At 61.5% G+C, this 14,322-nt stretch carries 11 protein-coding genes; 2 read left to right on the top strand and 9 right to left on the bottom strand.

Translation table 11 applies throughout. The features are described 5' to 3' along the window. Positions 1 to 135 precede the first annotated feature (135 nt). Entirely contained in the window at positions 136 to 1,227 is a 1,092-nt protein-coding gene (locus CN673_RS17820) for a YeeE/YedE family protein (protein ID WP_099867762.1), read from the top strand. Positions 1,228 to 1,369: 142 nt separating this feature from the next. Beyond that, on the top strand, positions 1,370 to 2,233 hold the full coding sequence (mazG, locus tag CN673_RS17815; protein ID WP_099867761.1) for a nucleoside triphosphate pyrophosphohydrolase: 864 nt from the start codon (positions 1,370 to 1,372) through the stop codon (positions 2,231 to 2,233). Between the two features lie 28 nt (positions 2,234 to 2,261). On the opposite strand, the gene hflX is transcribed toward mazG, so the two are convergent. The 9 genes from hflX to CN673_RS17770 all read right to left on the bottom strand — a co-directional run bounded on the left by hflX (position 2,262) and on the right by CN673_RS17770 (position 14,285). Beyond that, the gene (hflX, locus tag CN673_RS17810; RefSeq protein ID WP_370853072.1) at positions 2,262 to 3,599 is read right to left on the bottom strand and encodes a GTPase HflX; all 1,338 of its coding nucleotides are present in this window, start codon (positions 3,597 to 3,599) and stop codon (positions 2,262 to 2,264) included. 41 nt (positions 3,600 to 3,640) lie between these two features. Next, the gene (gene hfq / locus CN673_RS17805) at positions 3,641 to 3,889 is read right to left on the bottom strand and encodes an RNA chaperone Hfq (RefSeq protein WP_099867759.1); all 249 of its coding nucleotides are present in this window, start codon (positions 3,887 to 3,889) and stop codon (positions 3,641 to 3,643) included. Between the two features lie 116 nt (positions 3,890 to 4,005). Next, positions 4,006 to 4,869 carry a D-amino-acid transaminase gene (locus CN673_RS17800; protein WP_099867758.1) on the bottom strand — a complete coding sequence of 288 codons (864 nt, stop codon included), beginning with the start codon at positions 4,867 to 4,869 and terminating at the stop codon, positions 4,006 to 4,008. Positions 4,870 to 4,950: 81 nt separating this feature from the next. Further along, positions 4,951 to 6,435 carry a potassium transporter TrkG gene (locus CN673_RS17795; protein ID WP_099867757.1) on the bottom strand — a complete coding sequence of 495 codons (1,485 nt, stop codon included), beginning with the start codon at positions 6,433 to 6,435 and terminating at the stop codon, positions 4,951 to 4,953. Positions 6,436 to 6,443: 8 nt separating this feature from the next. Beyond that, positions 6,444 to 7,820: a Trk system potassium transporter TrkA gene (gene trkA, locus CN673_RS17790; protein WP_099867756.1), complete on the bottom strand. Its 1,377-nt coding sequence runs from the start codon at positions 7,818 to 7,820 to the stop codon at positions 6,444 to 6,446. 149 nt (positions 7,821 to 7,969) lie between these two features. Then, a complete protein-coding gene (gene ntrX / locus CN673_RS17785; protein ID WP_099867755.1) occupies positions 7,970 to 9,334 on the bottom strand; it encodes a nitrogen assimilation response regulator NtrX in 1,365 nt (454 codons plus the stop codon). Further along, positions 9,324 to 11,603: a sensor histidine kinase NtrY-like gene (locus tag CN673_RS17780; protein ID WP_099867754.1), complete on the bottom strand. Its 2,280-nt coding sequence runs from the start codon at positions 11,601 to 11,603 to the stop codon at positions 9,324 to 9,326. Before CN673_RS17780 ends, ntrX begins: the two co-directional genes overlap by 11 nt. Before the next feature lie 100 nt (positions 11,604 to 11,703). Next, complete coding sequence (ntrC, locus tag CN673_RS17775; protein WP_099867753.1) at positions 11,704 to 13,158, bottom strand: nitrogen regulation protein NR(I); 1,455 nt, start codon at positions 13,156 to 13,158, stop codon at positions 11,704 to 11,706. Next, on the bottom strand, positions 13,155 to 14,285 hold the full coding sequence (locus CN673_RS17770) for a two-component system sensor histidine kinase NtrB (protein WP_280951200.1): 1,131 nt from the start codon (positions 14,283 to 14,285) through the stop codon (positions 13,155 to 13,157). The genes ntrC and CN673_RS17770 overlap by 4 nt, the downstream gene beginning before the upstream one ends. Positions 14,286 to 14,322 lie beyond the last annotated feature (37 nt).

Genomic DNA, 14,322 nt, shown 5'->3' with positions numbered 1-14,322 from the left:
CACTGAAGCTTGGGGCGGGTACATAGACTCCTAGCACGATATTCTATGACGATCGTGAAGTTTGGGATGTAAGCCCTTCCCTTGGTTCCCTCGCCACCGTATTTGCCGTGACGTGCAATAGCTGGAGCGCGTTCTATGGATTTCATACCTCTGATTGACCGGTTCGGCGAAGGCGGTGCAGCGCTCGTCGGCGGGCTGTCACTTGGTATCCTCTTTGGTGCGGCGGTCCAGAGAACCGGCTTTTGCACACGTATGGCCGTGATCGACATGGTCCGGCTTCGCAGCCTCTACGGTCCCGCCACATGGATTGTCGGCTTCGCGTCCGCGCTGCTCAGCGTCCAGCTGATGCAGGCGCTGGGCATCATCGTCATCGGTGACAGCCGGTATTTTGCCACCGGCCAAAGTCTTTCGGGTGCAGCTGTCGGCGGCGCGATCTTCGGCGTCGGTATGATGCTGACCCGTGGTTGCGTCTCGCGGCTCATCGTCCTGTCGGGAGGCGGAAACCTGCGCGCGCTCTACGGCATCGTTGTCGTCGCACTTGCCGCTTTTGCAACGCTCTACGGCTTCCTCGGTCCGATCCGCGAATCGATCGCGAGTTGGGTGAGTTCCGCCGCAATTGGCGGCAATGCGATTGTCGACCACACGGGCGGCGGAAATTTCACCGGAGCGATCTTTGCCTTGGGCGTTACAATCGTGGCGTTGGCGTTGGCCGCGCGCGCGCGTCTTGGCGTTCTCCAGACGATCGGCGCCGCCCTGGTTGGCCTGGCCGTTGCCGGCGGCTGGTATTTCACCGCCACATTGTCGCAGCAGGTCTTCGACCCCATCGCCGTTGACAGCATGTCGTTCATCCGCCCTTTGGCCCAGTGGTCAGGCTACGCCTTCGGCGCCGCGGAGCTACCGACATTCGATAGCGGATTGGTGGTTGGCGCCTTGGTGGGTGGGCTCGTTGCTGCCGTAGCATCGCGCAGCTTCCGTATCGAGACCTTCGCGCAGACGGGATCGCCTTCCGTCTTGCGCTACACGGTCGGCGCCGTGCTGATGGGCAGCGGCGGTGTGCTCGCCGCTGGCTGCTCCATTGGCGCCGGTCTGACCGGCGGATCGGCGCTGGCGGCGTCCGGTTTGATCGCCCTGACGGCCATGGTCATCGCCGGCGCGATCACCGATACGCTCGTCGACCGGCCCTCGGTCGACGCCATGGCATCGGCTGCGCAGCCGGCCAATCGCTAAGAGAACGCCACGAGATGGCTGTCGCCGAGCTTGTGGATATTCGTGTTCCCGGCGTGCAGCATGGTATTTGACGGCTAAGGTCCTTGGTAATTAGGAGGCAGTTCACCTCTCGCTGCCGCAATGGGACCCAAGGGCCAATCACATGCAGCCTTCACGCGATATCGCCGTCCTGATCGACATCATGGCCGCCCTCAGGACGCCGGGCACCGGTTGTCCCTGGGACCTCCAGCAGGATTTTCAGTCCATCAAGCCCTATACGATCGAGGAGGCCTATGAAGTGGCCGACGCGATCGAACGCAGCGACATGGATGATCTCTGCGACGAACTCGGTGACCTCCTGCTGCAAGTCGTCTTTCATGCCCGCATGGCCGAGGAAGATGCGGCTTTTGATTTCGGCGAAGTCGTTCGCGCCATCACCGCGAAGCTGATACGGCGACATCCCCACGTCTTCGGCGGCCAGGACACCGATGATCCGGCTTTGGTGAAGATCAACTGGGAATCGATAAAGGCCGAGGAGAAGACCGAGCGGGCCGAGCGACGCCGGGCTCGCGGCCAGCCGATCGACGAAGCGGACGGACTGCTGGACGGCGTTCCCCGTGCCCTGCCCGCTTTGACCGAAGCGCTCAAGATCCAGCAGAAAGCCGCTAGGGTCGGTTTCGACTGGAAGGAGGCCGGTCCGATCATCGACAAGATCGAAGAAGAGATCGGTGAGTTACGTGCAGCGATGACGGCCGGTCGTCACGCAGCCGTGTCGGACGAGCTAGGCGACGTGATCTTTGCCGTGGCAAATCTTGGCCGGCATCTCGACGTCGATCCGGAAATCGCGCTGCGCGACACCAATGCCAAGTTCAGACGTCGTTTCGCTCATATAGAGGCAAGCCTGGCGGCAGAAGACATCGCGATCGCCGACGCCGGGCTGGAGCGGATGGAGGCATTGTGGCAGGCGGCCAAAGACATCGAGCGCGCAATCGACGCACCGGCGGCAGATCGCTCGCGCAGCGCCTAGACCGCTTTACTCTTGTATAGGCAGCGGCTCAGTTGTCGCTCGGGGAGCGAAGCTGGCTTTGAAGCTGAACGTCATCATACTCGGTGATGTCAAACGTCAATCGGACTGAGCCATCGTCCCTGTCGTCGCGCTCGCGGACCGTGGCGCGGTCGTAGATCCACGACAGCACAGCCTGCTGATCCGGCGCGATGATCACTTCCCGCGTGACGATTTCCCCCGATAGCGCCTTTTCGATGCGCTCGAGAAGACGATCACAGCCTTCTCCGGTCAGCGCCGATGCCGCCAGCGCATTCTTGCTCTGGCGCGCCTTTTCTCTCACCGCGTCCGCAGCTTCCGCGGATAGCCGATCGATCTTGTTCCACACTTCGAGAATCCGGTGGGATTTCCCCTCCCCGATTCCGAGTTGCGCGAGAATGGCAAGCACGTCGGCAGCCTGCGCGCCGTTGTCGGGATCGGACATGTCTCGGACATGCAGGATCAGGTCGGCCTCCAGCACCTCCTCAAGCGTCGCGCGAAATGCAGCGACGAGATGAGTCGGAAGGTTCGAGATGAAGCCCACCGTATCGGACAGGATCACGGTGCGCCCTTGCGGCAGTCGCATGCGCCGCAAGGTGGGATCGAGCGTGGCGAACAGCATGTCCTCAGCCATCACATCAGCGCCAGTGATCACGTTGAACAGCGTCGACTTGCCGGCATTCGTGTATCCGACCAGCGCGACGATCGGATGCGGGACCTTCTTGCGCTTCGAGCGATGCAGTTGGCGCGTACGACGGACCTGCTCCAGCTCGCGCTCGAGCTTGACGATCTTGTCCTGAAGAATGCGGCGGTCCGCTTCGATCTGCGTTTCGCCCGGACCGCCGATGAAGCTGGTCGAGCCACGCTGACGCTCAAGGTGCGTCCAACTGCGCACCAGCCGCCCCCTCTGATAGTTCAGATGCGCAAGCTCGACCTGAAGCACGCCTTCCCGCGTCGATGCGCGGCTGCCGAAGATTTCCAGGATCAATCCCGTCCGGTCGATGACCTTGGCGTGCCAGGCTCTCTCCAGATTGCGCTGCTGAACCGGCGTCAGCGCATGGTCGACGACAACAAGACCAGCATCGTTGGCGTCAAGCAGGGCTGCAATCTCCTCGACCTTGCCTTTGCCGATGAGAGTGGCCGGTTGCGGGCGATTGACCGTCACGAGAAGCTTTTCAGCGATCGTCAGATCGATTGCCGACGCCAGACCGACGGCCTCTTCGAGGCGCGCGTCGTTGGAGCGCGGCGCGGCGGGCAAGGTTTCACTGTCGCCCGTAGCGCGCAAGATCGGCACCAGAACAAGCGCACGCCCATCGTCGCGAAGCTTCCGCTTCGTTCCCTCCGGGTTCAGTTCGTCTTTGTCGTGCTGTTTGATGGTCCGTCAGCCTGTCGTCACGCGTTGGCGCCGGAATCCTCGCTTTCAAACATCTGCAAAGGTTGCCCCGGCATGATGGTCGATATGGCGTGTTTATAGACCAGCTGCGAGTGGCCGTCCCGCCGCAGAAGAACACAGAAATTATCGAAGGACGTGACGACACCTGTCAGTTTCACGCCATTGATCAGGAAGATCGTCAGCGAAATCTTCTGCTTGCGGACGGTGTTTAGAAAGAGATCCTGCAGGTTTTGAGAACGTTCCGCCATAGCGCCGCATCTTTCTTTTTTGCCGGTTTCGTCCGAACCGGATTTCCCCGCTTGCATTGACGAAGCAATGACTTAGAAATGTGCAGAAGCGAGGGTCCCCTTAAGCTGCCGTGGTATCAGGTTGGTGTCTTTTCCGCAACGTCAAAAAAGGCGTCGCGGAGTTCGCCGCAAACGTGTCCCGGATGTCCGTTGGCGATCGTCGCGCCATCGATCGAAACGACGGGGATGGCTACCGACGAAGCCGCGCTGATGAAGACTTCCCGGGCCGCCTTCGCCTCGTCCACGGAAAACGGGCGTTCCTCCACTTTCAACCCCAGCTTGTCGGCGACATCGATCACCGTGGTGCGCGTGATGCCACGCAGAATGCCGAAATCGGCCGGCCGGGTGACGAGCGTCTTGTCCGCCGTGACGATCCAGACATTGGTCGCCGCGCCTTCCTTGACCATGCCATTCTCATCGACGAAGAACGCCTCCTGAGCACCGGCGAGCTTGGCTTTCTGGCGGGCGAGCACGTTGGGGAGCAGTCCGACCGTCTTGATGTCGACCCTTTCCCAACGATTCTCCGGCAGCGTGATCGCCTTGATGCCAGTCTCGTTCTTCTTGATAAGGGTCGCCGGATTGATCTTCTTCGCCGTCACGACGATCGCAGGCGCGGTATCTTCGGCAGGAAAGACGTGATCGCGGCGCGCCACGCCGCGCGTCACCTGCCAATAGACGATGCCATTGCGCACCTTGTTGCGGCGCACGACCTCACGCAGGACCATCTCGAGCGCTCGCCGCTCCATCGGCCAGGCAATGTCCAGTTCTCGCAGCGAGCGGTCCAGTCGGTCGAGATGGCGGGTCATGTCCATGATATAGCCATGCCGGATCTCACAGACCTCATAGACGCCATCGGCGAACTGATAGCCGCGATCCTCGACATGAATGGCGGCCTGCGCGAGCGGGCGATAGCGGCCGTTGACATAGGCAATACGAGACATGCGGCATCTTTCTCAGTTCTGATAGCCCGAAGAGGCGGCGAAGGCGGATGAGACCGTCGAGACGAAGCGAATACTCCGACCTCAGCGGTTCAGCCAATAGCTGACGTTGATTACGGCAAACACGAGAAGAACTTCAAGGCGGCCGATCGTCATGAGAACAACGGCTGGCGCATAGGCGGTGATCGGCAGATCGGCAAAGGCCGGCCAACCGCTGAGGTAGCCGGCATGGCTGGCAACGCCCTCCCCGACAGGACGCAGTGAATCGTAGACCGGGCCCGCACCGGAAAAGAGCGAGATGGCCATCGCCAGCCCACCCTCGAAATTCGCCGCCGACAGGGTGATCAGGACGGTTCCGAGCGCGACGCACAGCAGGGCCAGGACGAAATATGCCCAGATCGCACGAATCTCGGCGTCGTCGATATGTCTGCGACCGAATTTCAGCTGTGAAATGCCGCTTGGATAGATCAGTCGGTTCAACTCGGCACGTGCATAGGTCCACATGCTCGCCAAGCGGTAATATTTGATGCCGCCAGCGGTGGAGTAGACGCTTGCGCCGATGAAAATGACGAGAAGAACGGCAAAAGGCGGAAAAAGCCCGATCACGCCGGGCCGACTCTCGATGCCGCTGGTCGAGACCAGAGAGGCAGCCGTGAAGAACCCTTCAAGCAAGGCCGCAGCGATCCCGCGCATCCCGCTGCCCGCCGATTCGGCGATTGCGGCAGCATAGAAGAGCGTCAGGCACGCGATGACGCTAAGAACGAGGGTGGCCTCCCGATTGCCGTAGATCAGGCGTCGGGGGCTGCGCAGGATGTTGCGTCTCCAGAAAACGCTGAGCGTGCCGAAACAAAAGCCGATCGCGAGAACCAGCATTGCGCCTGACCCGATATGCGTGTCCAGCGGATCCTGAAACGGCAGGAACCCGCCCGTCGCGATGCTGACCATGGCGAGCATCATCGCATCTCCGGGATGAACGGAGAAGAAGATCAGCCCGAGCGCGATGACGACGGTGAGCGCGCCATACTGCCACAAGACCGACGAATAGGCTGACAGTGCGCCCCAGTGTCCGTCCCGATGGTTCGATGTCCCCCGACGGCGGCCACTTGGCCGCAGACCACCGAACCCGGCCGGAGCGAGGACATGGATGATCGAGATCAGTGTCAGGAAGCCGCCATACCATTCCAGCGAAGAGCGCCAGAACAGGAAACCGACCGAGAACCGGTCGCGAACCAGCACGGTGGCTCCCGTCGTGGTCAGCGCCGAGACGGCCTCGAACCAGGCGCCGCCGGGCGGCAGGCCCGCGAGCACCATGAGGCAGACGGCCGCGACCAACGGCGTACAGACCCAGATCAGCACGAGCGAAACGAAGTTCAGTTCACGCTCGACGCCCCTGATCCGGCCAAGAAGCGCCGCAATGATCATGACGCAGACGAAGGCGCCGAGACCGCCCACGAGCCCCATTTCGATGGCGAGATCGCGCTCCTCGAGCGCGAGGTTGATCAGGATTGCGGGGATCAGGAGAATGAACAGCCCGCCGGAACTTAGCGTGACGAGGAAAAGCGGTCCCATCGTCTGGATCAGAAGAATTCAAGGCTGACGCGGAACATCTGCTCCACATGGCGAACGGAGCGCCCGCGCGCGAACATGACGACCCGATCCTTGGCCTTGATCTTGGTTGCCCCGTCCGGCTGAACCACCTTCTTGTCACGGTAGATCGCGCCGATGCGCACGCCCTCGGGCAGATCGAGCTCACGCAGTGGCTTGCCGACCAGCGGCGAGGTATCCATGGCTTCCGCTTCGATCACCTCCGCATCGCCGCGTTCGACGCTGTAGACCGCTCGAATGCGACCGCGACGGACGTGTTGGAGAATACGCGAAATGGTGACGGCGCGCGGATTGATATGGGCATCGATCCCGATCGTCTTGGTGAAGTCCTGATAGCTCGGATTGTTGATCAGAACGAGATTGGCCTGGCAGCCAAGTCTCTTCGCCATGACGGAGGACAGGATGTTGACCTGGTCGTCATTGGTCAGGGCCACCATCAGGTCCGCATCGTGAATGTCGGCTTCCGTCAGGATCTGCTGGTCGAGCGACGAACCGTTGAGCACCACGGCCCGGCGCAGCTTGTCCGCGATCGCTACGGCGCGTGCACGGTCATGCTCGATGATCTTGATCTTGATGTTGGGCTGCCGCTCCTCTATCGCGTTGGCGACGAAATAGCCGATATTCCCGCCGCCCGCGATGACGATGCGCACGGCTTCCGGCTCCTCGTGACCGAAAAGGCCGAGCGTGCGTCGCACATGTTCCCGGTCGCAGATCACATAGGCCAGGTCGCCGGTCTGCAACTGATCGCTGGAATGGGGAACAGTCAATTCGTCATTGCGCACGATGCCGACGACCGTCGCGGTCAGATCGGGGAAGAGTTCGGTAAGCTGCTCCAGCGGTGTGTTCACGACCGGGCAGTCTTCCTGACACTCGATCGCCACCATCGCGATCGCATCATTGGCGAAGCGCACCGCATCCGTCGCACCAGGAAGAGCGATGCGGCGCAGTACCATCTTGCCGACTTCCACCTCCGGCGAAATGATCACGTCGATCGGCATGTGTTCGCGCGAGAACAGGTCGAGATAGTGCGGCGCGAGGTAGTTCTGGGCGCGGATGCGGGCGATCTTGGTCGGCACGTTGAAAAGCGAATGCGCCACCTGACAGGCCACCATGTTGACCTCATCCGAGAGTGTCACGGCGATGATCATATCGGCTTCTTCGGCGCCTGCCTGCGCCAGCACCTCGGGATGGGCGCCATGCCCGACATAGCCGCGCACGTCGAGCGTATCGCGAATCGCATGGATCAGGGATGCGGAGGTGTCGATGACGGAGACGTCATTTTCTTCTTGCGAGAGACGCTCTGCGATGCCGAAGCCGACGCGTCCCGCGCCGCAGATGATAATCTTCATGCCGTCCTACGTGCCTTGCCGCCAACGATTGCGGATCGGGCGGCAGCATAGTGTTCCACTGCGTGCTCGGCTAGAGCGTTTCGAACGCAACAGAACGCAGAGCGGGACGCCTCGGCGCAAGTGGCAGTTCGAGACGGATGAGCGCTCGTTCAAACGCCAAGCGACTTGAGCTTGCGATGCAGCGCCGACCGCTCCATGCCCACGAATTCCGAGGTGCGCGAGATGTTGCCGCCGAACCGGTTGATCTGAGCGATGAGGTAGTCCCGCTCGAACATCTCACGGGCCTCGCGCAGCGGAAGCGTCATGATGTGGCTGTCGCCACGGCTAGGCGTCTTGGGCAGCATGTCGCCGATCTCGGTCGGAAGCATATCGGCAGACACCGGCTTGTCGGTCCCGTCGTTGCGCGCGAGAATCATAAGTCGTTCGATGTTGTTGCGGAGTTGCCGGATATTTCCGGGCCAGTCATGTGCCTGGAGAACCGCCATCGCATCATCGGCCACCGGACGAGGACGGATCCCGGCCTGCTCGGCCATCTGGCGCATGAATATGTCGACCAGGAACGGAATGTCCTCACGCCGCTCGGCGAGCGAAGGCACTTTGACAGGCACAACGGCCAGGCGATGATAAAGATCCTGCCGGAAACGCCCTTCGGCGATGAGGTCCTCGAGGTTGCAGGCGGTGGAGGAGATGATCCGGACATCCACCTTGACCCGCTTGGAGCCACCCACCCGCTCGAATTGCTGATCGACCAGAACGCGCAATATCTTGTTCTGCGTCTCGCGCGGCATGTCCGCTATCTCGTCGAGATAAAGGATGCCGCCATGCGCCTCTTCCAGCGCACCGACCTTGCGCTCATGGCCATTGTTGTTTTCCGTGCCGAACAGCGCGATTTCCATTCGCTCCGGCGTAATCGCCGCCGCGTTCATGGCGACGAAGGGGCCCGCGGCCCGCGAGGAACTCTTGTGAATGAGGCGCGCCACCAGTTCCTTGCCGCTGCCCGAAGGACCGAGGATCATGATACGGCTGTTGGTCGGCGCGACCTTTTCGATGGTGCCTTTGAGCTGCGATATCGCGATCGATGTACCGATCAGTTCCGCTGGATCACCAGACCGGCGCTTCAGTTCGCTGACCTCGCGCTTCAGCTTGGATGTCTCGAGCGCCCGCTCCGCCACCAGAATCAGGCGATCGGTTTTGAACGGCTTCTCGATGAAATCATAGGCGCCGCGCTTGATTGCCGAAACCGCCGTCTCGATGTTGCCGTGCCCCGATATCATGACGACGGGCAGATCCGGATAGCGCTGCTTGATCTCGTCCAGCAGAGCGAGCCCGTCGAGACGGCTTCCCTGAAGCCAGATGTCGAGAAAGACGAGGCGCGGCACGCGATCCGTGATGGCCTGCAGGGCGCTGTCGCTGTCGAAGGCGGTACGAGTTTCATGGCCTTCGTCGGACAAGATCCCCGCGACGAGCTCCCGGATATCTTCTTCATCATCGACCACAAGAATATCAGACGCCATTGTCGGCCTCCTCAGGCATTTTAATTTCTGCTTCGCCCTCAAGACCTTCGGGGCGCAACTTCACGCGAACCATCGCGCCCCCATGCGCATCGAAATCCTGTGGGGCGTCGTGTAGCTCCAGCGAACCATGGTGATCCTCGACAATCTTCTTGACGATCGCGAGACCAAGTCCGGTGCCTTTCTCACGCATGGTGATGTAAGGCTCGAGAATGCGGTTGCGGTTTTCTGTCGGCAGGCCGCGTCCATTGTCGATGATGTCGACGATGGTCATGTCCCCTTCCCGGCTCGCCCTGACGGCGATGCGCTTGCCGTCGCGCACGGCATCAGGCGGCACCGCATCGATCGCCTCGGTCGCATTCTTGATCAGGTTTGCAAAGGCCTGGCCAAGCATGCGCCCGTCATACATGCCGTCCATCGGCTCGTCACCAAGGTCCTGGGTAAAGGCGATGTCGTTGCGGCTCACCTCCCGAAGGAAGACGGCATCCTTGACGATTGCGCGCAGATCCTGCCGCTCCTTGGTCGGCTTCGGCATGCGTGCGAAGGCGGAGAATTCGTCGACCATCTTGCCGATATCCTCGACCTGCCGAACGATCGTATCAGTGCACTGGTCGAAGATGGTCCGATCGTCCTGATCGATCTGCTTGCCGTACCGGCGACGAATCCGCTCTGCGGAGAGCTGAATCGGCGTCAGCGGATTCTTGATCTCGTGCGCGATGCGTCGCGCGACGTCCGCCCATGCGGTCGAGCGTTGGGCGATCACGAGATCGGTGATGTCATCGAGCGTGACGACGTAGGATTCATGCTCCTCGTAGGATTCTTCCCGCGTCACCTGGACGTTAAGTGTGCGCTCCTTGCCTGCCCTTATCACGGTGACCTGCTGGCGCGTTTCCGGCCTTGCACGCGCGACTGCCTGCGCCATAACGGCATCGATCTCGGGCGACACCTCGGCGAGACGATGGCCGACAAGGGCGCCGGGATCCACGTCGAGCATGATCTCTGCTGAGCTGTTGCTGATCGAGATCCGGCCATCGCGCTCGACGCTCATGACGCCGGCCGAGACGCCTGACAGCACGGCCTCGGTGAAGCGCCGCCGCTCGTCCATCTCGTCCTTGGCAGTCAGTATCTCGTCGCGTTGCGTACGGATCTGCACCACCATGTTGTTGAAGGTCTGAGAAAGATGCGCCACGTCTCCGTCGGAGCCCCGCACCGGCACGCTGACGGAAAAATCCCCTGCAGTCACATCATCGGCGGCGCCAATGAGAAGGCGGATCGGTCTGACGATGCGGTCGGCAACGGCGATCGCGGTCCAGATCGCGGCGAGGAGAACGATCAGCGCGAAGCCGAGATAGAGAATGCCGAACGCCAATTGCAGCGGCGCGCGATTGGCTTCGAGCGTTTGATATTCCGCGGTGTTCTCCTCCATCAAACGCATGGACTGAATGACGTCGGGATCCACCGCACGGATCGTATAAAGATACGCCTCGGGTATGTCCTGCAGTTCCAGGACCGCTCCGACGAGGTTCGTAACGCCCGGCGGAATGAGTGTTGGACGGCCGTCTCCGGCAGCCTCCAACGCATCCTGGGGAATGGCAGGCAGCGGCCGTTCGACATCGATATCGGCCTCCATGATCAACGAGCCGTCAGGTCGCACGAGGAATGCGCCAAGCAGCCCCCTGCCCGTTGCCTGTCGGGTCAGCAACAGTTCGAACCCGCTGCGGTCCAGGTTGTAGAGGGAGCGTGCATTGTCGAGGTCGTTTGCCATCGACACGGTCTGGCCCTGAAGATAGCGGGCGTTCTCCATGACGTAGGCCTCGGCCACGTCCAGCGAGGAATTGACGATCGCCTGTGTCCGCATCGAGAACCATCGGTCGAGGCCGATGTCCAGCGTGATGCTGGCGACGATCGCGACCAGGATTGCGGGCACGATCGCGACGATGGAGAAGAGCCCGATAATGCGCACATGAAGGCGCGCCGCCGCCTTGCCGCGCCGTCTTGCAATCAAGACTCGGCGGACCTCGTAGCCGATCAGCCCGAGAAGGCACAGCACGAAGCCCAGATTGACGACCACCGCCGTCATCACGACTTCGTTTTCCGGCGGGATCGGCGTAAGGCCCATCAGGACCACGAAGGACACCACCGCGCTGATCAGGGCGGCGATGACGAGAATTACGCCCGGCAATGCCCAGAGTTTGCGCTGTTCCCTGGATGCGCCCCCCGGCAGGGTCGCCCCGGAACGGATTTGATTTGGCAATGTCTCGCTGATCGCCATGCCCCGCCGCAGTCATTGAAGAATCACGGCCCTATCGACCGTACGACGTTGCCATAGAGCAACGATTTGTGGCGAAAGTGCAACTATTCGGGAAACGGCGTCAAGCCGAGCGCTGACTGCGATAGACCGAGACGCCGAGTTCGCGAATTTTCTTGCGAAGGGTATTGCGATTGAGACCCAGGAGTTCGGCTGCGCGGATCTGGTTGCCGCGCGTCGCGGTCAGGGCCGCCAGAATCAGCGGATGCTCCATCTCGTGCAGCACCCTGTGGTAAAGCCCAGGCGGAGGCAGATCGTCGCCGAACTGGGAGAAATAGGTTCGCATGTTCTCCTCGACGGCTTGCGCAATGCTCAGGGGACCGGACAGCCCCTCGCCGCGATCCAGCACGCTGGCCGGTGCTTCGGTGCGCAATTCGTTCTCGATGATCTCGCGCGTGATGACTTCCTGCGGATAGAGCGCAGTCAGCCGTCGCACGACATTCTCAAGTTCGCGCACGTTGCCGGGCCAGGCATAGACCTTCAGCATCTCCAGTGCGTCGCCGTCGAAGCGCTTGACGTCCAGCCCTTCCTTTTCTCCTTGCTGGACGAAATGGCGAACAAGATCCGGCACGTCTTCGGCACGATCGCGCAAGGGTGGCAGGCGAAGCGGCACCACGTTCAAGCGATAGTAGAGATCTTCGCGAAAAAGACCCTGATTGATGGAGGTCTTCAGGTCCTTGTTGGTCGCCGCGACGATACGGACATCGGTCTTGATCGGCGTCCGCCCGCCGACGGTCGTATATTCACCCTGCTGCAGGACACGCAGCAGGCGGGTTTGCGCCTCCATCGGCATGTCGCCGATTTCATCGAGAAAGAGCGTGCCGCCCTCCGCCTGCTCGAAACGTCCCGTCGAGCGGTGGTGCGCTCCGGTGAAGGCGCCTTTCTCATGCCCGAACAGTTCCGACTCGATCAGATCGCGGGGAATGGCCGCCATATTGATGGCGACGAATGGTCCGTTGCGACGCTTGCCGTAGTCGTGAAGCGCCCGCGCGACCAGCTCCTTGCCGGTGCCCGACTCGCCGGTGATCATCAAGGTGAGATCGGTCTGCATCAGCCGCGCCAGGACACGGTAGATCTCCTGCATGGCAGCGGAGCGGCCGACCAGGGGCATGCTTTCATGCTGGTCCGGTTCGGCCGTGGCCGCCTTGCGCTTCGGCTCGGACAAAGCCCGGCCGATGATTCCGATCATCTCGGTCAGATCGAATGGCTTGGGCAGATAGTCGTAGGCGCCCTTTTCGGAGGCCTTGATGGCGGTCATGAACGTGTTCTGCGCACTCATGACCAGTACCGGCAGGTCCGGCCGCGCCTTCTTGACACGCGGCAACAGATCGAACGCATTCTCGTCGGGCATGACCACGTCGGTGATCACGAGATCGCCGTCGCCAGCGGCAATCCAGCGCCAAAGCGTCGAGGCATTGGATGTGATTCTCACATCGTAGCCCGCACGGGTCAGCGCCTGATTGAGCACGGTGCGGATGGCGGCGTCATCGTCGGCGACGAGAATGGTTGCAGATTTCATCGGCTTTTCGCGGTCCCGTCGTCTGGCCAGAAGTCGGTTTCCTTGGACATCGGCATGAGGATACGGAATGTGGTCCGGCGGCTCTGCCGCTCGCATTCGACGATGCCGCCATGGGCTCCGACGATCTTTGCCACCAGCGCCAGCCCAAGGCCCGAGCCGTTCGTCTTCGTGGTGATGAACGGGTCGAAAAGATGCGGCAGAAGATCGTCCGGCACGCCAGGGCCGTTGTCGTGGACGCAGAATTCGAGCGGCAGCGACACCTTTTCGCGGGAGCCGGGCACAGAAAGGCGGATGCCGGGCCTGAACGCGGTGGTCAGTTGAATCTCCCCGTCCGGCGCATCACCGATCGCCTCGCAGGCGTTTTTCACCAGATTCAGAAACACCTGGACGAGCTGATCGCGATTGGCGAACACATAGGGCAACGAAGGATCGTAGCTCTCGGCAATCCGCACATCCCGCGCGAACCCCGCCCGTGCTACGGCCTTGACGTGATCAAGCACCGAATGGATGTTCACCGGCTGACGATCGACCGGTCGCTCGTCGGAGAAAACCTCCATGCGATCGACCAGTGAAACGATACGGTCCGTCTCATCCCGGATCAGCTGCGTCAACGCGCGATCCTCGTCGTTCACGGAACTTTCGAGGAGTTGCGCCGCGCCGCGGATGCCGGACAGCGGATTCTTGATCTCGTGCGCCAGCATCGAGGCGAGCCCGGTGACGGAACGGGCAGCGGCGCGGTGCGTCAACTGTCGATCGATCTTGTCCGCCATGGTGCGGATCTGGAAGACGACGACGACCGCATCATCATGATCCGCGTCGCCGGCGACAGGCGCCACGTAAAGATCGACGAGCTTGTCGGTACCCAGCTTGGGTGAGCTGAGATCGACCTTGTATTCGTTGATCGGACCGCTGCGTTCGCGGACATGATCGATCAGCGACAGAAGCGGGCTGCCGAAAGGTATGTACTGATCGATGGTATGACGCAGCAGCATGTCAGCGCTGACGCCGAAAAACGTCTCGGCAGCCCAGTTCGCGTAGGCGATGAAGCCGTTCTTGTCGACCATGATGACCGGGTGCTGGATGGTGTTCAGCACATTCGCGGTGATCGTCAGGCCGCCGGCCGGCAAGGCCGCTGTCCCAGATGCACGTTGTTTGACATCGATT

Origin of the sequence: Neopararhizobium haloflavum, assembly GCF_002750855.1 — a bacterium.
Classification (GTDB): domain Bacteria; phylum Pseudomonadota; class Alphaproteobacteria; order Rhizobiales; family Rhizobiaceae; genus Georhizobium; species Georhizobium haloflavum.
The sequence above is the reverse complement of the archived record's forward strand: the minus strand, read 5'-3'. Positions and strand labels throughout refer to the sequence as shown.